The organism is Amycolatopsis sp. NPDC004378 (assembly GCF_053602455.1).
Genome location: NZ_JBSGDR010000004.1, coordinates 402,293 through 419,717 on the forward strand (window position 1 = coordinate 402,293; position 17,425 = coordinate 419,717).

Annotated in this window: 17 protein-coding genes; 5 read left to right on the top strand and 12 right to left on the bottom strand. The window is 72.8% G+C overall.

The window, feature by feature from the left end:
• Window positions 1-17 precede the first annotated feature (17 nt).
• A complete protein-coding gene (locus tag ACWEN0_RS16835; protein ID WP_451974013.1) occupies window positions 18-1,079 on the top strand; it encodes a hypothetical protein in 1,062 nt (353 codons plus the stop codon).
• Window positions 1,080-1,087: 8 nt separating this feature from the next.
• Window positions 1,088-1,840, top strand: a complete 753-nt coding sequence (locus tag ACWEN0_RS16840; protein ID WP_451974015.1) for a hypothetical protein — start codon at window positions 1,088-1,090, stop codon at window positions 1,838-1,840.
• 49 nt (window positions 1,841-1,889) lie between these two features.
• Here ACWEN0_RS16840 and lgt read toward each other — a convergent pair whose 3' ends face one another.
• The 4 genes from lgt to ACWEN0_RS16860 are packed head-to-tail and all read right to left on the bottom strand — an operon-like array spanning window position 1,890 to window position 6,615.
• Window positions 1,890-2,879 (bottom strand): prolipoprotein diacylglyceryl transferase, encoded by a 990-nt coding sequence (lgt, locus tag ACWEN0_RS16845; protein WP_451974017.1) that lies wholly within the window; start codon window positions 2,877-2,879, stop codon window positions 1,890-1,892.
• An 18-nt stretch (window positions 2,880-2,897) separates the two neighbouring features.
• Window positions 2,898-4,067 carry a M20 metallopeptidase family protein gene (locus ACWEN0_RS16850; protein ID WP_451974019.1) on the bottom strand — a complete coding sequence of 390 codons (1,170 nt, stop codon included), beginning with the start codon at window positions 4,065-4,067 and terminating at the stop codon, window positions 2,898-2,900.
• Window positions 4,064-5,188, bottom strand: a complete 1,125-nt coding sequence (locus ACWEN0_RS16855; protein ID WP_451974020.1) for an amidohydrolase — start codon at window positions 5,186-5,188, stop codon at window positions 4,064-4,066. Before ACWEN0_RS16855 ends, ACWEN0_RS16850 begins: the two co-directional genes overlap by 4 nt.
• The gene (locus ACWEN0_RS16860) at window positions 5,185-6,615 is read right to left on the bottom strand and encodes an APC family permease (RefSeq protein WP_451974022.1); all 1,431 of its coding nucleotides are present in this window, start codon (window positions 6,613-6,615) and stop codon (window positions 5,185-5,187) included. The genes ACWEN0_RS16855 and ACWEN0_RS16860 overlap by 4 nt, the downstream gene beginning before the upstream one ends.
• A gap of 54 nt (window positions 6,616-6,669) precedes the next feature.
• On the opposite strand from ACWEN0_RS16860, the gene ACWEN0_RS16865 reads away from it, so the two are divergent.
• Both ACWEN0_RS16865 and ACWEN0_RS16870 read left to right on the top strand, forming a co-directional pair.
• On the top strand, window positions 6,670-8,028 hold the full coding sequence (locus tag ACWEN0_RS16865) for a glutamine synthetase (RefSeq protein WP_451974024.1): 1,359 nt from the start codon (window positions 6,670-6,672) through the stop codon (window positions 8,026-8,028).
• Between the two features lie 130 nt (window positions 8,029-8,158).
• Complete coding sequence (locus ACWEN0_RS16870; protein ID WP_451974026.1) at window positions 8,159-9,433, top strand: hypothetical protein; 1,275 nt, start codon at window positions 8,159-8,161, stop codon at window positions 9,431-9,433.
• Between the two features lie 4 nt (window positions 9,434-9,437).
• Here the strand turns inward: ACWEN0_RS16870 and ACWEN0_RS16875 are convergent, their stop codons facing one another.
• From ACWEN0_RS16875 to ACWEN0_RS16905, 7 genes are all read right to left on the bottom strand, one after another.
• Window positions 9,438-10,088, bottom strand: coding sequence for a peptidoglycan recognition protein family protein (locus tag ACWEN0_RS16875; RefSeq protein WP_451974028.1), 651 nt, complete (start codon window positions 10,086-10,088; stop codon window positions 9,438-9,440).
• A gap of 94 nt (window positions 10,089-10,182) precedes the next feature.
• The gene (locus ACWEN0_RS16880) at window positions 10,183-10,560 is read right to left on the bottom strand and encodes a MerR family transcriptional regulator (RefSeq protein WP_451974030.1); all 378 of its coding nucleotides are present in this window, start codon (window positions 10,558-10,560) and stop codon (window positions 10,183-10,185) included.
• Window positions 10,561-10,593: 33 nt separating this feature from the next.
• On the bottom strand, window positions 10,594-11,385 hold the full coding sequence (trpA, locus tag ACWEN0_RS16885) for a tryptophan synthase subunit alpha (protein WP_451974032.1): 792 nt from the start codon (window positions 11,383-11,385) through the stop codon (window positions 10,594-10,596).
• Complete coding sequence (gene trpB / locus ACWEN0_RS16890; protein WP_451974307.1) at window positions 11,382-12,611, bottom strand: tryptophan synthase subunit beta; 1,230 nt, start codon at window positions 12,609-12,611, stop codon at window positions 11,382-11,384. Before trpB ends, trpA begins: the two co-directional genes overlap by 4 nt.
• Window positions 12,590-13,399 (bottom strand): indole-3-glycerol phosphate synthase TrpC, encoded by an 810-nt coding sequence (gene trpC, locus ACWEN0_RS16895; protein WP_451974034.1) that lies wholly within the window; start codon window positions 13,397-13,399, stop codon window positions 12,590-12,592. Before trpC ends, trpB begins: the two co-directional genes overlap by 22 nt.
• A gap of 124 nt (window positions 13,400-13,523) precedes the next feature.
• Entirely contained in the window at window positions 13,524-14,051 is a 528-nt protein-coding gene (locus tag ACWEN0_RS16900; RefSeq protein ID WP_451974309.1) for a Trp biosynthesis-associated membrane protein, read from the bottom strand.
• Between the two features lie 34 nt (window positions 14,052-14,085).
• Window positions 14,086-15,636 carry an anthranilate synthase component I gene (locus ACWEN0_RS16905; protein ID WP_451974036.1) on the bottom strand — a complete coding sequence of 517 codons (1,551 nt, stop codon included), beginning with the start codon at window positions 15,634-15,636 and terminating at the stop codon, window positions 14,086-14,088.
• A 94-nt stretch (window positions 15,637-15,730) separates the two neighbouring features.
• Between ACWEN0_RS16905 and ACWEN0_RS16910 the strand changes: the two genes are divergently transcribed.
• Entirely contained in the window at window positions 15,731-16,345 is a 615-nt protein-coding gene (locus ACWEN0_RS16910; RefSeq protein WP_451974038.1) for a TetR/AcrR family transcriptional regulator, read from the top strand.
• Here ACWEN0_RS16910 and ACWEN0_RS16915 read toward each other — a convergent pair.
• Window positions 16,326-17,348 carry a hypothetical protein gene (locus tag ACWEN0_RS16915; RefSeq protein ID WP_451974040.1) on the bottom strand — a complete coding sequence of 341 codons (1,023 nt, stop codon included), beginning with the start codon at window positions 17,346-17,348 and terminating at the stop codon, window positions 16,326-16,328. The two genes, ACWEN0_RS16910 and ACWEN0_RS16915, sit on opposite strands and share 20 nt — an antisense overlap.
• Window positions 17,349-17,425: the final 77 nt, after the last annotated feature.

Genomic DNA, 17,425 nt, shown 5'->3' on the forward strand with positions numbered 1-17,425 from the left:
CAGACGAGGGGAACGACGTGGCCAAGACCGGACACCACGGCGGAGCGTCCACGAAGGACAAGCCGAAAAAGAAGAAGGACGAAGACGAAAAGCCCGAAGGCAAGAAGAAGAAGGACGACGGCGGCGACGAACCCAAGGAGCACTCGTCCGCGCCGGGCCCGGGTGCGCAGACGTCGTACGGCTTCGACGACGGCAGCTCGGTCACCGAGCCCCTGCAGAAGCCGGAAGACACCTCCGGCGAGGACGTCCAGGACCTGGTCAAGGACGCCGGCGTCGAGGTGCTGGCCGTCGAGTGGGTGTACCAGAAGATCACCGGCACCACGCTGACCCAGCAGTTCATCGAGCCGCTGACCGGGGACTTCTCCAAGATGTCGGCGGACGCGGTGGCGTGGCGCAACATCGGCGAGACGGTGAAGGCGCTGTCGGTGGTGATGTCGGAGAACGAGAAGGTGCTCGGCGAGCACTGGACCGGCCCGGCGTCGCTGGCGCACAAGGCGTACATCGACCTCGGCTGGAAGGCCGGCCTGGCCGCCGAAGCCGGGATCGCCGAGCTCATCGCCAAGGGCTTCGACCTGCTCTCCGAGACGTCGAAGAAGCTCGCCGCGAAGGCGCTCGACCTGCTCAAGAGCCTGATCGACCGGCTGCTGGTGATGGCCGCCGAGGCGTGCGTGCCGATCGCCGGCTGGGTGGCCGACGCGATCACCGCCCTCAGCGAGATCATCCCGCTGATCGACGCGCTGATCTCGATCATCGACATGATCAAGGACATCGTCGAAAAGGTCGGCGACCTCTGGAACTCGCTGAAGGACATCGGGTCGCAGCTGGCGAAGATCAAGGACGTGCAGAACGTCGGCGACCTCTTCGACATCGGCAAGGGCATCGCCGGCGACGTCGGCGACGTCAAGGACGACGCGAAGAGCATCTCGGGCGGGGTCCACGACATCAAGGACAAGGCGAAGGAAGGCGTCGAGGAGCACCGCGAGCGCAAGGAAGAGACCAAGGAGCGCCGGGAGGAACGCCGGCAGCGGGTCACCGCCGGCCACCCGGCCAGCGGGCGCATCAGCGGACGAATCGACTAGGAGAACCCATGTCCCAGCCCACCCCGCCGGACGCGTGGAAGACCGCGGCCATCCGGGAAGCCGAGTCCGCACTGGACCGCAGCGTGAGCAAGTCGCGTCAGCTGCTCAAGGATCTGGAGAAGCTCCAGCTGCCGCCGGTCGAGCGGACCGCGTCGCCCGAGAAGATCGCGGCGCTGCAGGCCGCCGCGGCCCGGCCGGACGCGCCGCCGCAGCTGCGCCTGCTCAAGCGGAAGGTCGACGCCGGCGAGCTCTCGTGGGAGGACGTCGCCTCCGGCAAGGCGTTCGCCGACCCCGAGGTCCGCGCGCTCGCCATGGGCCGGCTCGGCGAAGCCCACGAGATGTACGAGGAGATCCGGGAAGGCGCGACGCCCGACGAGGTGCTCGAGGCGCGTACCGGCGGCCGCCCCGCCGACCCCTTGGCCGACACCGGTCGCTCGCCGTACGCGGCCGGGCCCGCCGCACCGGCCGGCTACTCGCCCGACGACCCGCTGGCGAGCGGCCGCGCCCCCGAGCCGCCCGCCGACCCCGGCCGGCCGGGCGGGCCCTCCGGCCGGTGGTCCACCGAACCGCAGTCCGAGTCCCCGGCGCGGCCGGAACCGGAGCCGCCCGCGCGGCACCGGCGTGAGCCGGAGTGGGAGGACGACGACTTCGCCGACCCGCTCGCCGAGGACACCGCTCCCCCGCCCTCGGCTCCCCAGCGGCGCACCCGGCGCGACACCCCGGCGGACGACGACTACTTCGGCGGCTCCTTCCTGAGCTGAACACGGCGAAGGCCCCCACGCGATCCGCGTGGGGGCCTTCGCCGTGGGGTCAGCTTTCGGCCGGTTTCTCCGGCTTCTCCTCCGGGGCGTCCTCGCCCGGCTTGTCGGCCGGCACGCCGGCGTGCTCGGGCTCCGGCTCCGCGTCGGCGGGTGCCTCGGCCACGGCGTCCTTGCTCCGCAGCGACTCCGGCGACTCCCGCGGCCCGCGCTTGGCGGCGAGCACGAAGTACACCACCGCGCCCGCGAACAGCAGGATCGACGTCCAGACGTTCACCCGCAGGCCGAGGATGTGGTTCGCGGTGTCGGTCCGCATCATCTCGATCCAGCCGCGGCCCACCGTGTAGCCCGCGACGTACAGCGCGAACGCCCGGCCGTGCCCGAGCTTGAACTTCCGGTCGGCCCACACCACGAGCAGCGCGACCAGCAGGTTCCAGATCAGCTCGTACAGGAACGTCGGGTGGACCGGGCTCTCCGGCAGCGGGATATGCCCGGTCGCGACGCCGTTGAGCAGGTTGTTCGGGTCGTCCGGGTTGAAGCGCTGGTAGACCTCCAGGCCCCACGGCAGGTCGGTGTGCGCGCCGTAGAGCTCCTGGTTGAAGTAGTTGCCGATGCGGCCGATGGCCTGCGCGACGACGATGCCGGGGGCGATCGCGTCCGCCATCGCCGGCAGCGGGATGCCCTTGCGGCGGCAGGCGATGAGCGCGCCCACGCCGCCGAGGGCGATGGCGCCCCAGATGCCGAGGCCGCCGTCCCAGATCGCGAACGCGTTCCAGGGGTTCTTGCCCTCGGTGAAGTACAGCTCGGGGTCGGTGATCACGTGGTACAACCGGCCGCCGACCAGGCCGAACGGCACAGCGAACACGGCAACGTCGATCACCGTGCCCTTGGTGCCGCCGCGAGCGGCCCAGCGCCGCTCACCCCACCAGATCGCCACGATGATGCCGGCGATGATGCAGAGGGCGTACGCGCGGATCGGGATCGGCCCGAGGTGCCAGACCCCGCGGTCGGGGCTGGGGATCGTCGCGAGGTAGGCGCTCATCACGCGGCCACCGTAGCGCTAGCTCGTCTCCGCATCCACAGCGGCCAGGTACCCCGCCACCAGCGCGTGCGCCACCTGGACCACGGCTTGGTCGCGCGGGAGGAACCGTTCGTCGTGCAGGCTGGGCACGCCGGCTGTGTCGCCGAGGCCGACGAAGAGCATCAGGCCGCGCGTCTTCCCGCCGCAGTAGTGGGCGAAGTCGTCGGCGCCGAACGAGCGGAACCCGTCGTCGACGGTGAAGCCGGCGTGCGCCAGCCAACGCTGCGCGCCCGTGGCCAGCTCCGGGTCGTTGGCGAGCACCGGCTCGCACGGGCTGATCTCCAGCTCGGCGGTGCAGCCGTGCGCCTTCGCCGTGCCGTGCACGATCTCGGCGAGCGCTTCCAGCGCCGTCTCGCGGTCCTCGGCCCGCATCAGGCGCAGTGAACCGAACGCGCTCGCGCTGTTCGGGACGACGTTGGCGGCCGCGCCGCCCTGGATCCGGCCGACCGAGCAGACCGCGCCGAACACCGGGTCGATCCGCCGCGACGCGAGCTGCTGCAGGCTCACGACCAGCTGCGAGAGCGCCAGGATCGGGTCGCGCAGCAGGTGCGGGTAGCCGGCGTGGCCGCCCTGGCCGTGCATCGTCACCTCGAACTCGTCGGTGGACGCGTTCACCGGGCCCGGCACCGCCGCGACGACGCCGTGCGCGATCCGCGGCTGGACGTGCGCGCCGATCACCGCGGCCACCCCGGCCCCGGCCAGCACGCCGGACTCGACGATGTCGAGCGCGCCCGGCGGCGACGTCTCCTCCCGCGGCTGCAGCAGCGCCAGGATCGGCCGCGGGACGCCGACGCGGACCGCCGCGCGGCCGACCGCGACCAGCGCGGCCAGGTGGACGTCGTGGCCGCAGGCGTGCATCAGGCCGTTCTCCGACGCCCACGCCACGCCGGTGCCCTCCAGCACCGGCAGGGCGTCGAGCTCGGCCCGCAGCGCGACGACCGGGCCGTCGCCGCCCGGCAGCGGGATCGCGCGGCCGGTCTTGGCGACGCGGGTGCCGTCACCGGCGCCCAGCGCGGCGGCGACCAGGCGGGCGGTGTCCTCCTCGTCGCCGGAGCCGCGCGGGTCGGCGTGCACCGCGTGCCGCAGCTCGACGGCGGCGGGCAGCTCGTCGGCGATGGCCCGCGTCCAGCGGTCCCAGAGGTCGTTCACGCGTGCTCCCAGCGGTAGATCCTCTTCGCGTTCTCGTGTCCCACCAAAGCACACAGCCGGACGGCGTCCACTTCGGACATCGCACCGGCGTCGAGCGCGGCGCGCAGGAAGTCCGAAAGTCCCTGCCGGAACAGGGCGGTGCCCAGGTGGTACAGCTCGGCCAGGCCGAACGCGTCGGTGGAGAAGAGGACCTTGCCGAACGGCGCGATCTCCAGCAGCTCGGCGAGGATCGCCGGCGCGCGGAAGCCCGCGTTGTGCGTGGCCAGGCCGACGTCGGCGAAGACGTGCTCGAAGACCTGCGCGAGGTAGGCGGCGTTGCGGTGGAACGGGTAGTTGTGCAGCAGCAGGATCGGCACGCCGAGGTCCCGGGTGGCCCGCAGCAGCGCGGTGAGCCGCAGCGGGTCGCAGCGGTGCAGGTCGACGTCGGAGTCGCCGTAGCCGACGTGGAACTGCACCGGCAGGCCCAGGTCGAGGCCGGTCCAGACGAGGTGCCGGTGCAGCACCTCGTCGGCGAGCCGGGCGGTTCCGGCGCGCAGCCAGCGTCCGGCGGCGGCGGTCACCTCCGCCGCGGACGGCCGCTCCCCCGCCAGGTCGAGGCCGACGCGGTAGGCCGCGATCGACTTGAGCCCGACGGCGGTCGCGGCGCGTTTCCCCAGCTCGTCCGCGAAGGCCGCGGCGAACCCCTGCGCGGTCGTTCCGTCGATCACCGCCTCCGCGACCTGTTCCAGCCGGACGATGTCGTGCGCGCGGGTGCCCGACAGCTCCGCGAACTCCGCCGTCGTGGTCAGCGCGTCCGGGAGGAACCCGCCGTCCAGCAGGAAGTCCGTCGTGCCGGTGGCCCGCAGGAACCGCCGCGCCACCTCCGCCGCGCCCAGTTCGGCGCGGCGTTCGAGGTAGGCGGCGGCTTCCGCGTGCTTCGGCAGGCCGAGCACGGGCGCGCAGCGTTCGCGCACGGCCAGCCCGATCAGCGAGTCGAACAGGCTGGTGCCGAGCGGCGACGGCGTGTCCGCCTCGGTCAGCATCGCCTCGAACTCCGCGCGGGCGACGTCTTCGGTGACGACGCCGTGGCAGTGGTGGTCCACCAGCGGCAGGTCCGCGACGAACGGGAGCAGGTCGGTCATGCGCCTCCGTCCACGGTGGTCAGCCTCTCCCCCACCCTACGAGCGAAGCCGGGCGCGGACAGCACCAAGATCACGGCCAGCACCAGCACCGCCCCGGCCACCACGGGGAACCACCGCGCGGGGCCGTCGGCCGGGTACGGCACCACATTGACGTACACGGTGTACCCGAGCACGGCGAGCGCGCCGATCGGGAACACGAGGTGCCACACCGGCACCCGCATGCGGCGCTTCACGAACAGCAGCAGGATCGCGCCGACCGTCGTGAGCAGGTAGATCACCAGCAGGACGAGCGTCCCGATCGAACCGCTCCAGGCGAAGGTGTCCGACGCGGTCGCGCCGAAGAACAGCGCGCACACCAGGATGATCAGCACCGCCGCGGCGGTCACCGCGCTCACCGCCGCCACCGGGGTGCCGCGGCCGGACGTCCGGCCGATGCCGCGGCCGCCGAACGCGTCGCGCCCGAGGGCGAACAGCAGCCGCGAGCCGCCGACGACGCAGGCCAGGCAGCAGCCGAACGCGCTGATCGCGGCGCCCACGCTGATGACGTCGCCGACCCAGGCGCCCGCGTACCGGCTGCCCAGGTCGCCGAGCAGGGACGGCGAGTCGTGGAACGCGGTCGCGTCCGCGCCGAACGCCATCATCTCGACCGCGGTGACCACGACGAAGTACACCCCGCCGAAGATCGCCGTGCCGAGGATCGCGCGCGGGATGTTGCGCTTCGGGTCGTGGGTCTCCTCGCCGAGCGTCGCCGCCGCTTCGAACCCGGCGAAGGACAGGAAGCCGAAGACCGCGCCGAGGAACACGCCGGACATCCCGGTGTCCGGGACGAACACGTCCAGGGTGAACCGGCCGCCCGGTGCGTTGCCGGCCAGCAGCCGGACCAGGATCACGACCGTGACCAGCAGGATCACCGCGATCGTCGCGCCTTCGACGGCGAGCAGCGTGCTGGTGCCGCGGCGTGCGGGCACCACGGCCAGCAGCCACGCGCCGGCCAGCGCGACGGCCGTCAGCACGAACGGCCCCCAGGACGGCGGGTCCGGCCAGATCCCCACCTGGGTCAGGAAGGCCGTGCCCAGCGTGCCCGCGGCCGAGCTGGTGACGACGGCGTAGAACGTGTACGTGCCGAGCAGGCCGATGCCGGAGACCACGCCGACGCGCGGGCCGAGCGTCGCGCCGACGAACGCGTACACCGACCCGGCGTGCTGGTAGTACTGGCAGAGCTTGACGAACCCGTAGGCGACCAGCAGCACGCCGACGGCCGAGAGCAGGAAAGCGAGCGGGACGGCGCGGCCGGCGGAGGCCGCGGTCTGCTGGGGGTTGATGTTGGCGGCCATGCTGGGGGCCATCAACGCCACGGACAGGCCGACGGCCTGCCAGACGGAGAGGGAACGGCGCAGCCCTGGACGGGTTTCGACGGTGTCTGACACGATCTCCACCTCTTTTCTGCGGTGAAACCTCAAGTGAACATCGACGGGAGCGGAATGAGCCAGCTCGATCGGGCAGAACTCGCACGACAGGGCGCACTCCGGGCCGACGGCCTGCGCGCGGCCGGGGTCGAGCTCGTCGCGCTGACCTTCGTGGACAACAGCGGCATCGCGCGGGTCAAGGCCGTCCCGGTGGACCGGCTGTGGTCGGCGGCGGCGTGGGGCGTCGGCGCGTCGAACTCGTTCGACTTCTTCCTGGCCACCGACGACATCACCGACGGGACGTATTCGCGCGGCCCGGTCGGCGACCTGCGGCTGCACCCGGACCTCGGCGCGCTCGTGCCGCTGGCCGCGCAGCCGGGCTGGGCGTGGGCGCCGGTCCTGAAGTACGACCAGGAGGGCGAGCCGCACCCGCAGGACGCGCGGGCGCTGGCCGCGACCGCGACGGCCCGGGTCGCGGCGCTGGGCTTCACCGTCCGGACGGCGTTCGAGATCGAATGGGTGATCACGGCGGCCGACGCGCCGGACGACCCGCGCTCGGCGACCGCCGGCCCGGCCTACGGCTACGCCCGGCTTTCGGCGCAGGCTTCGTACCTGCGCGCGCTGGTGTCCGCGCTGACCGCGCAAGGCGTTGTGGTGGAACAGGTCCACCCCGAATACGCGGCGGGGCAGTTCGAGCTGTCGGTGGCGGCCGAAGACCCGGTGCGCGCGGCGGACGTCGCGGTGCTGACGCGCGAGACGATCCGGACGGTCAGTTCCCGGCACGGGCTGCGCGCGTCGTTCACGCCGAAGTTCTCGCCGGACGGCGTCGGCAACGGCGGCCACGTCCACCTGAGCCTTTGGGACGGCGACCGCAACCTGTGCGCCGGCGGCGACGGCCGGTTTGGCCTGACGGCCACCGCGGAGGCGTTCGGCGCGGGGATCTTCTCGCGGCTGCCGGCGTTGCTGGCGATCGGCGCGCCTTCGGTGGTCAGCTACCTGCGGCTCGAACCGCACCACTGGGCCGGGGTGTTTTCGGCGTGGGGCCTGGAAAACCGCGAGGCACCGCTGCGGCTGGTCCAGGGCCCGGCCGGGCAGCGCGAGCGGGCGGCGAACTTCGAGGTCAAGTGCTTCGACCTGACCGCGAACCCGTACCTGGTGGTGGCGGCGCTGCTGTTCGCGGGCCTGGCGGGGCTCGACGCGTCCGCGGAACTGCCGGACCCGGTGGACGTCGACCCGGGGACGCTGCCGTCGGCGGTGCGGCTGCCGACGTCGCTGGCGGACGCGGTGGCGGCGTTCGAAGCGGATTCCGCCCTGACTTCGGCGTTCGGCGCGGAGCTCGCGACGACGCTGGTGGACGTGCGCCGCGGCGAGATCGCGCGGCTGGGGGCGTTGCCGCCGGCCGAACTGTGCGCCGTGATGCGCTACCTCCACTGAGATCTTTTCACCGGAAACGATTCGCCGCGAATGCCGGTTTTTCACCCGGAAACCGTTCTGTGATCAGGACGTTATCTGTGCTAACGTCCTGCGCCGGGTGAGGTGAGGAGGCCGAAAGAAGGCACAGTTCATGCCAGACACTCGTCCCCGCCACCGGCAGCGGCCTTGGAAGCTCAAGGTGACCGTCGTGGCGGCCGCGGCGTCGCTCGGCGCGGTCGGGATCGCGGTGGCCGCACCGCGGACCCCGGCCCCGGCGCCCGTGGCGACCCCCAACCCGAGCTGCACCCTGAAGGTGCCCGACAACCCGCTGTCCGCGCGTGGCCTGGCCACGCCGTACCAGCTCGCCGCGACCGACCCGCGGCTCGGCGCGTGCCACGAAGCGGAGGACGCGCAGGGCGCCTTCGTCGAAGCGACCGTGCTCGACCCCGCCACCGGGCGGCTTTCCGTGTACCACCCGCTCGTCGTCGACGCGGGCACCGCGCCCGCCGCGGTGCCGGTGGTCCCCGCCCTGCCGCGCGGCGCCGTCGTCGGGCTGTGGTTCGGGTTCAACGGCGACACACTGACCCTCGGCGGCGCCGCGGCGAAGACCTGCGTCAACGGCCTCGGCCGGTCCCTGTTCGGGCAGGTCGCCTTCTGCGGCGCCCCGGCGTTCTTCGCCGCGGCGAACAGCGCGACGCGCGCCGGCAAGCTGCGGATCCCGCCGCTCGGGCGGGCGAAGGACGGCCGGGCGTGCCCGTCGGTGCGGGACTTCTCGCTGGTGGACCAGGACCAGAGCGACAACGTCACCACGACCTACCTCGCGACCTCCGACGGCCGGACGGCCCAGGCCACGGCCGCGAACTCGCGGGCGCTCCGGAAGCCGGCCACCCTCGCCAACGGCAGCGACAACCGCCTGCTCGACGCCTTCGTGGACCCGGCGCTGGGGTGCACGCCGTTCACGGCCCCGGACCTGACGGACGGCGGCCGCCCGACGACGTCCCTGGCGTTGAACGAACTGCAGGCGGCGGCCGGGCAGCGCGCCCCGGTCGCGCTGGTGCCCCCGGGCGACCCGATGACGCTCGTCGACGGCAAACCCAGCGAGGCCAAGGCGAACCTCTACCGCGCGGGCGTCGACCAGCCACCACTGGACCGGCGGTCGGCGAGCACCCGGGCGTACTGCCGCGACCTGCGGACGTCGGGACTGGACCGGCTCACGACCGACCGCCGGCTGCTGCGGGCGGCCCCGTCCCCGGACGACGGCGTCGGCCTGCTGAAGTTCCTGACCGACCGGCTCCAGGGTTCACTGCAGCAGCTGGGCTGCACGCGCCCGGCGGCCTCGGCCCACCCGGCCGCGGCGGCCGAGCCGGACCCGGCGGACCAGGCGGCGGCGACCGACGCCGTGCGGACGCTGGGCACGATCGGCTGAGCGTTCAGAGGGCCCCGGCGACTTCGTCTCGCAGCTGCGGAAGCTTGGCGTAGAGGCGGTCGCCGGGGCACTCGGTGTTGTAGAAGTCGCGGTGCCCCTTGATCTCCTCGACGGGGATGCCGTACTGGCGGCAGACGTAGGCGCAGAAGACGACGAGCGAGGCCCACTGCGCTTCGGGCGGCTCGACACTGGTGTAGGTGCCTTCGTTCTCGATGCCGATGGCGTTGGTGTTCTGGCCCGGGCAGTGGGCGCCCTGGATCATGGTGGTCCCGCCGCGCAGGGCGTCGAGACTGCCGTGCCGCCCTTCGAGCCGGTACCCGCCGCGGCTGACGGTGAAGTGCTGGCCGGTGTCGGACCAGCCGTTGTTGTCCATGTGGTCGTGCTGGTCGTCGCGGGCGACCTGGAAGGCGTGCTGCTGGGAGTAGTCGGTGCTGTTGGGGCAGGCGATGTGGTGGATGAGGACGCGGTTCGCCGGGTGGTACAGGGTGGTGAGCGCGTCGGAGGGCGGCCGCGCCCCCCATTCGGCACAGCTGTAGATCCGCGGCGCGGTCGCGGCTCCGGCAGCTCTGGGCAGGAGCAGCCCGGCGGCTCCGGCGACGGCGAGCCCGGCGGCGCCGCGGAGGAAGGTGCGCCGCGGAAGGTGTGCGATGTCCATGCGGCGGAGCCTGCCGCGGAGCCGTACAGCTTTCGTACAAACGGCGGTCGGAGGCGGAGCGCAGCCTCGAAGGGGCGGACCACCACCGACAGTCTCAGCCCGCCGAGGCCAGCTGTCCCACTTCGGAGTACAGCTCGATCTTGAACCGGATGTGGTCCTGGTGCTCCTTCAGCCGCTCGATCTGGGCCGACACGCGCTGCTCGTGCTCGCGCAGGACCTCGACGCGCTCTTCGCGGGTCGCTTCACCGGAACGCAGCAGCTCGACGAAGCGCAGCATCTCCGCCACCGGCATGCCCGTGTACCTCAAGCAGCGCAGCAGCTGCAGGAACTCCACGTCCTGCTCGGTGAAGAAACGCCGGCCGCCGGCTGTGCGGCCCACTTCGTGCAGCAGGCCGATGCGCTCGTAGTAGCGCAGCGTGTCGATCGTGAAACCGGTCTTTTCGGTCACCTGGGCCGGGGTGTAGGACGTCACCCGCCCAGCCTGGCACCTGGAGGGCACTCCAGGTCAAGCCGGCGCGACCGCCCGGCGGACGCCCTCGGCCAGCTCCTCCGACAGGCGGCGCACCCCGGCAGGGCCCTCGGCCGCTGCCGTGACCAGGGCCGAACCCACGATCACCGCGTCCGCGAACGAAGCCACCTCGGCCGCCTGGTCGCCCGAGCGGACACCCAGGCCCACGCCGATCGGCAGGTCCGTGTGGGCTCGCGTGCGCCGGACCAGGGCCTCCGCGCCCGCGCCGACCTGGTCGCGCGCGCCCGTCACGCCCATCACCGCGGTCGCGTAGATGAAGCCCGACGACGCGGCCGCCGTCAGCGCGAGCCGCTCTTCCGACGACGACGGCGCCACGAGGAAGGTCCGGTCAAGGCCGTGTTCCTTGGAGGCCGTCATCCACGACGCGGCTTCGTCCGGGATCAGGTCCGGTGTGATCAGGCCGAGCCCGCCCGCCGAGGCCAGGTCACGCGCGAAGCGGTCGACGCCGTAGCGGTGCACCGGGTTCCAGTACGTCATCACCACCGCGCGGCCGCCGCGCGCGGACACCGACTCGACCACCTCGAACACGTGCTTGAGGCGGAAGCCGTTGTCCAGCGCGGTCACCGACGCGGCCTGGATGGTCGGGCCGTCCATCACCGGGTCCGAGTACGGGACGCCGACCTCGATCAGGTCCGCACCGCCGTCGACGCACGCCGCGATCAGGTCCTTCGAGCCCTCGACCGTCGGGAAGCCCGCCGGGAGGTAGCCGACCAGCGCGCCGCGGCCCTCCGCGTGCGTCGTCGCGAAGAGGTCGTCCAGCCCGCTCATTCGTTCACCAGCCCGAACCACTTCGCCGCCGTGTCCATGTCCTTGTCGCCGCGGCCCGACAGGTTGACGACGATCAGGCCGTCCGGGCCCAGCTCGCGGCCCAGCACCAGCGCGCCGGCCAGCGCGTGCGCCGACTCGATCGCCGGGATGATGCCTTCGGTGCGCGACAGCAGCTGGAACGCGTCCATCGCCTCGGCGTCGGTGACCGGCCGGTATTCGGCGCGGCCGGTGTCCTTGAGCCACGCGTGCTCGGGGCCGACGCCCGGGTAGTCGAGCCCGGCCGAGATCGAGTGCGACTCGACCGTCTGGCCGTCCTCGTCCTGCAGGAGGTACGTCATCGCGCCGTGCAGGTTGCCCGGGGTGCCCTTGGTGAGCGTCGCGCCGTGGCGGTTGCCCTCGATGCCCTCGCCGCCCGGCTCCAGGCCGACCAGCCGCACGGACGGGTCGTCGTAGAAGCCCGAGAAGATGCCGATCGCGTTCGACCCGCCGCCGACGCAGGCCGCGACGACGTCGGGCAGGCGGCCGGCCTGCTCGAGGATCTGCGCGCGGGCCTCTTCGCCGATCACGTGGTGGAAGTTGCGGACCATCGTCGGGAACGGCGCCGGGCCGGCGGCCGTGCCGAAGAGGTAGTGCGTGGTGTCCGCGTTGGTCACCCAGTCGCGCAGGGCCTCGTTGATCGCGTCCTTCAACGTGCGCGAACCGGTCTTGACCGGGATCACCTCGGCGCCGAGCAGCCGCATCCGGGCCACGTTCAGCGCCTGGCGCTCGGTGTCGACCTCGCCCATGTAGACGACGCAGTCGAGGTCGAGCAGCGCGCACGCGGTGGCCGTCGCGACGCCGTGCTGGCCCGCGCCGGTCTCGGCGATCACGCGCTTCTTGCCCATGCGCTTGGTGAGCAGCGCCTGGCCCAGCACGTTGTTGATCTTGTGCGAGCCGGTGTGGTTCAGGTCCTCGCGCTTGAGGAACACGCGCGCGCCGCCGGCGTGCTCGCCGAAGCGCTTGGCCTCGGTGAGCAGCGACGGACGGCCCGCGTAGTCCTTCAGCAGGCGGTTGAACTCGGTCAGGAACTCCGGGTCGTCGCGGGCCTTGTCGTACTCGGTGGCGACCTCGTCGACGACGCCGATCAGCGCCTCCGGCATGAACCGCCCGCCGTACGGGCCGTAGTAGCCGCGCTCGTCCGGGTCGTGCTTGTCGTGCTCTCGGGTCACCGGGACGGCCTCGGGCAGGCGGGGTGGGAACCGGCGGTGACCAGCTTGACCAGGGAGCCCTTCGGGTCGCCGGACGCGACGAGCCCTTCGCCGACCAGCACCGCGTCGGCGCCGTGGCCGGCGTACGACATCAAGTCGCCCGGCCCGCGCACGCCCGACTCGGCGACCTTGTAGACGTCCATCGGCAGGCCGGGGGCCAGCCGCGAGAAGACGTCCCGGTCCACCTCGAGGGTGTGCAGGTTGCGCGCGTTGACGCCGATGACCTTCGCGCCCGCCTCGAGGGCCTTGTCGGCCTCTTCGGCGTTGTGGATCTCCACCAGCGCGGTCATGCCCAGCGACTCGACGCGGTCGAGCAGCGCGACGAGCGCGTTCTGCTCCAGCGCGGCGACGATCAGCAGCACCATGTCGGCGCCGTGCAGGCGGGCCTCGTGCACCTGGTACGGGCTGACGATGAAGTCCTTGCGCAGGATCGGGATGTCCACGGCCGCGCGGACCGCGTCGAGGTCGGCCAGCGAACCGCCGAACCGCCGCTGCTCGGTCAGCACGCTGATCACGCGCGCGCCGCCGTCTTCGTAGTCCTTGGCCAGCGCGGCGGGGTCGGGGATGTCGGCCAGCTCGCCCTTGGACGGGCTGCGCCGCTTCACCTCGGCGATCACGCCGATGCCGGACTCGCGCAGCGCGGTCATCACGTCGCGGGGCGCCGGGGCGGCGGCCGCGCGGATCTTCAGTTCGTCGAACGGCAGCACGGACTCGCGGGCCGCGAGGTCCTCGCGCACACCGGCGACGATGTCTTCGAGCACGGTCACCGGACGCCCCCGTCCGGGCACGTGCTCACGGATTCACTCGCAAGGTCGCTCACAAAAACCTTCCCCTTCCCGCCGAAACGATGCTAACCCCCGCATCTGGAGCGCCCGGTTCCGGGTGCGCGCGTTACTCCGAATGCCTCCCCCGGACGTCCGTCGGGTCCTCCCCTTCCGACAGCGCTTCCCACAGCTCGGCGTCCGGATCCCGGGCCTTCTTCCGGGTGGCCGGCGCCGCGTACCTGGGCCCGAGCCGCGCGGCCTTGCCCGCGCCCTTGACGGCTGCCAACCCGCCCGCGGCGACGAGAATTCCCCCGAGCGCGGCCAAGCCGCGGCCGAGCAGCATCTGCGTCACGGGCAGCCCTTCCGCCCAGCCGGAGACGCGGACGCCCGCCACCCCGCTCCAGATCGCGGCGGCGCCGGCCAGCGCCAGCACGCCGCCGAGCACGCGCCGCGCCCAGCCGCCGGTCGCGACGACCCCGGCGACGCCCGCCAGCGCGAGCAGGGCCAGCGGCACGAGCGCCGTCGCGCGCTGCTCGCCGGTCTCGCGGTAGAGCACCGTGCCGCGCACGCCGCCGTCGCGGAACTCGGCGTACCACGTGAGCCGTGACGCACCCCACAGCGCGAGCGCGCCGAGCAGGAGCGCGACCACGATCATCCACAGTGGACGGCGGGACGGCCTGGCCTGCTCCTCAGACATGCGCGCGGTCCGCGGCCGGGTCGAGGGTGCCCGCCGCCACCATCGTCTGCGCGGCGGCGACGGCCGAGAGCACGGTCCTGGCCTTGTTGAGCGACTCGGTGTCCTCGTAGTCCGGCACCGAGTCGGCGACCACGCCGCCGCCGGCCTGGACGTGCGCGATGCCGTCCTTGACCAGCGCGGTGCGGATCGCGATCGCCGTGTCGGCGTCGCCGGCGAAGTCGAGGTAGCCGACGACGCCGCCGTACAGCGCGCGGCGGACGGGCTCCAGCTCCTCGATCAGCTGCATCGCGCGGACCTTCGGCGCGCCCGAGAGCGTCCCGGCCGGGAAGCACGCGGTGACCGCGTCGAACGCCGTCTTGCCTTCGGCCAGCTCGCCGGTGACGGTGGACACGATGTGCATGACGTGGCTGTAGCGCTCGATCTGGAAGAAGTCGACGACGCGCACGGTGCCCGGCTTGCAGACCTTGCCGAGGTCGTTGCGGCCGAGGTCGACGAGCATCAGGTGCTCGGCTCGCTCCTTGTCGTCGGCCAGGAGGTCCTTGGCCAGCTGGGCGTCCTCTTCCGGGTCGGCGCCGCGCCAGCGCGTGCCCGCGATCGGGTGCGTGGTCGCGCGGCCGTCCCGCACGGTGACGAGCGATTCGGGGCTGGACCCGACGATGTCGAAGCCTTCGAGCCGCAGCAGGTACATGTACGGGCTCGGGTTGGACGTCCGCAGCACGCGGTAGATGTCGAGCGCGTCGGCCGCGGTCGGGATCTCGAACCGTTGCGACGGCACGATCTGGAACGCTTCGCCGGCCTTGATCGCCTCGACGGCCTTCTCGACGGCGGCGTGGAAGTCCTCCTTGGACCGCTTGCGGACGAACTCGGGCGCGGGCCGGTCGAACGCCGCGACCGTCGGCGGCGCGTGGACCTGCAGTTCCTCGGTCATCACGGACAGCCGGGCGACGGCGTCGTCGTAGGCCGCGTCCACGCGCTCGGGCGAGTCGTCCCAGTTGACGGCGTTCGCGATGAGCGTGACCGTGCCCTCGTGGTGGTCGAACGCCGCGAGGTCGGTGGCCAGGAGCATGGTCAGCTCGGGGATGTCGAGGTCGCGTTCGGCCAGCTCCGGCAGCTTTTCCAGCCAGCGCACGGCGTCGTAGCCGACGTAGCCGACCATGCCGCCGGTCAGCGGCGGCAGCCCGGGCAGCGGCTCGGTGTGCAGGGCTTCGATCGTCTCGCGCAGGACGTCGAGCGGGTTGCCTTCGCCGGGCAGGCCGACCGGCGGGGTGCCGGTCCAGACCGCCTGGCCGTCGCGGACGGTGAGCGCGGCCGGGCTGCGGACCCCGATGAACGACCAGCGCGTCCAGGAGGCGCCGTTCTCGGCGGATTCGAACAGGAACGTGCCCGGCCGGTCGGCGGCGAGCTTGCGGTAGACCCCGATCGGCGTCTCGCCGTCGGCGAGCACCCGGCGCACGACCGGGATCACGCGGCGGCTTTCGGCGAGGGCTCGGAAGTCTTCGCGGGACGGGCTGACCGAGCCGGGACCGGCGGTTGCGCTGACCATGGCCCTCATTGTGCTGCACCGCCACGGAGGGATTTGCCAGACCCCGAATTCAATGAATGTTGAATTACGCGGGGCCGTACGTCATGATGGAGGCGTGAGCACCACCGACAGCACCGAGCCTACTTCGCGCCGCCGCGGCCGGCGGCCCGCCGGCCAGGACACCCGTACCGCGCTGGTCGAAGCCGCGCGGGCCGTGTTCGCCGAGAACGGCTACGACGGTGCGACCGTGCGCTCGATCGCCACCCGCGCCGGCGTCGACGCGGCCATGGTCAACCACTGGTTCGGCAGCAAGGAGGGGCTGTTCGCGAAGGCCGTCCTCCAGCTGCCGTTCGACCCCTTCGAGCTGCAGGCGGAGATCCGCGACGGCCCGGACGACGAGATGGGCGCGCGGATCGTCCGCGCGTTCCTCACCCGCTGGGACGGCGCGGGCGGCGACGTCTTCCAGGCGCTCATCCGCAGCATCACCGGCCACGAGCAGGCCGGCCACGCGCTGCGCGACTTCTTCCAGCAGTTCTTCACGGCGCTGATCACGTCGATCGGTTCCGACCGGGTCCCGCTGCGGATGACGCTGTGCGCGTCACAGCTGGTCGGCATGGGCATGATCCGCTACGTCGCGAAGTTCGAGCCGCTGGCCCAGGCGGAGATCGACACGCTGGTGGCCGCGGTGGCGCCGACCGTGCAGCGCTACCTCACCGGAGAGATCGACTGACGACCGCGTACGCGGGCACGGCGTGCGGGCCGGGCCGGCGCGGGCCGTACGGGAACAGCACGACCATCCGCCGTCCCCAGCCGCCGATCCAGGCCCGGCGGTCCGCCTGTCCGGCCAGTTCGCCCGGGCCGTGCGTCGAAAGCGCGCAGCGAAGCACGATCCCGGAGCCGTCGCGGTAGCGGACGTGGACGTCCGCCAGGCCCGCACGCCGCACGTCGGGCACCACGGTCACCGCGGCGGCCCGCCACCCGGTCGCGGCGACCGCCCGGGCCCGGCGGCGCCAGCCGACGGTGGCGCCGAGCGCGAACGGCAGCCCGCCGGCGCCGAGCAGCAGCGCGACCGTGCTGAAGCCGACGACGACCTGGTTCGTGTTCGCCTCGTCCGTGGTGCGCACGTGCGCGGGGTCGCCGGGGTCGTAGACGACGGTCACCGGGTCGCCGGCCACGTAGTCCCGCCCCGAGTCGCGGTCGATCTCCTCGGTCCACGACCGGCCCGGCGAGTGGTAGCGCACCCAGATCGTGGGCGCGCCCTTGGCCGGGGTGTGCGCCTCGAGCACGATGCCGGGCACGCGCACCCCGGTGGCGAGGAGGTCCGCGGCGGCCGCGTCGGCCAGGCCGAGGCCGGTCAGCGCGCCGGCGACCAGCACGGTCCAGACCACGGCCAGTCCCGCCGCCCGGCGGGCGATCCCGCGCAGGCGCCGGGTTTCGGCCCCGAGGTCCACGCTGTCGGTGCCGGCCGTGCTCTCCTCCGGCGGCAGCCACGCTTCGAGGCCGCCTGCGGCGGCCAGGACCCGGCGGTCGAGGACCCGCACCCGGTAGCCGCCGGTCAGCGCGAGCACCAGGCACCCGGCCAGGATGACGGCCTCGACGGGGAGTTCGCCGTCTTCGAAGACGTAGCCCGGGTCGAGCAGCGAGTACGTCGTGCCGGCGGTGACGACGAGGAAGACGACCACGCCGAGCACCGTGACGACCAGCCATGTCCTGCGCCGCGCGCCGAGCCCCATCGGATGAGCGTAGGACGGCCGGATCACGGTGACGCTGCGAGAAACGGCACAGGCCACCGGGGCAACCGGACGGCCGC

Coding starts and splice junctions, on each gene's coding strand:
- ACWEN0_RS16900 (WP_451974309.1), bottom strand. CDS start 14,051: ATGATCGTGGTCGCGCTCCTGCTCGGCGCGCTCGCGCTGTGGGGTGCG.
- ACWEN0_RS16855 (WP_451974020.1), bottom strand. CDS start 5,188: ATGACCGACCTGCTCCCGTTCGTCGCGGACCTGCCGCTGGTGGACCAC.
- ACWEN0_RS16875 (WP_451974028.1), bottom strand. CDS start 10,088: ATGGACATCGCACACCTTCCGCGGCGCACCTTCCTCCGCGGCGCCGCC.
- ACWEN0_RS16915 (WP_451974040.1), bottom strand. CDS start 17,348: ATGGGGCTCGGCGCGCGGCGCAGGACATGGCTGGTCGTCACGGTGCTC.
- trpA (WP_451974032.1), bottom strand. CDS start 11,385: ATGAGCGGGCTGGACGACCTCTTCGCGACGACGCACGCGGAGGGCCGC.
- ACWEN0_RS16840 (WP_451974015.1), top strand. CDS start 1,088: ATGTCCCAGCCCACCCCGCCGGACGCGTGGAAGACCGCGGCCATCCGG.
- ACWEN0_RS16905 (WP_451974036.1), bottom strand. CDS start 15,636: ATGGTCAGCGCAACCGCCGGTCCCGGCTCGGTCAGCCCGTCCCGCGAA.
- ACWEN0_RS16870 (WP_451974026.1), top strand. CDS start 8,159: ATGCCAGACACTCGTCCCCGCCACCGGCAGCGGCCTTGGAAGCTCAAG.
- lgt (WP_451974017.1), bottom strand. CDS start 2,879: ATGAGCGCCTACCTCGCGACGATCCCCAGCCCCGACCGCGGGGTCTGG.
- ACWEN0_RS16865 (WP_451974024.1), top strand. CDS start 6,670: ATGAGCCAGCTCGATCGGGCAGAACTCGCACGACAGGGCGCACTCCGG.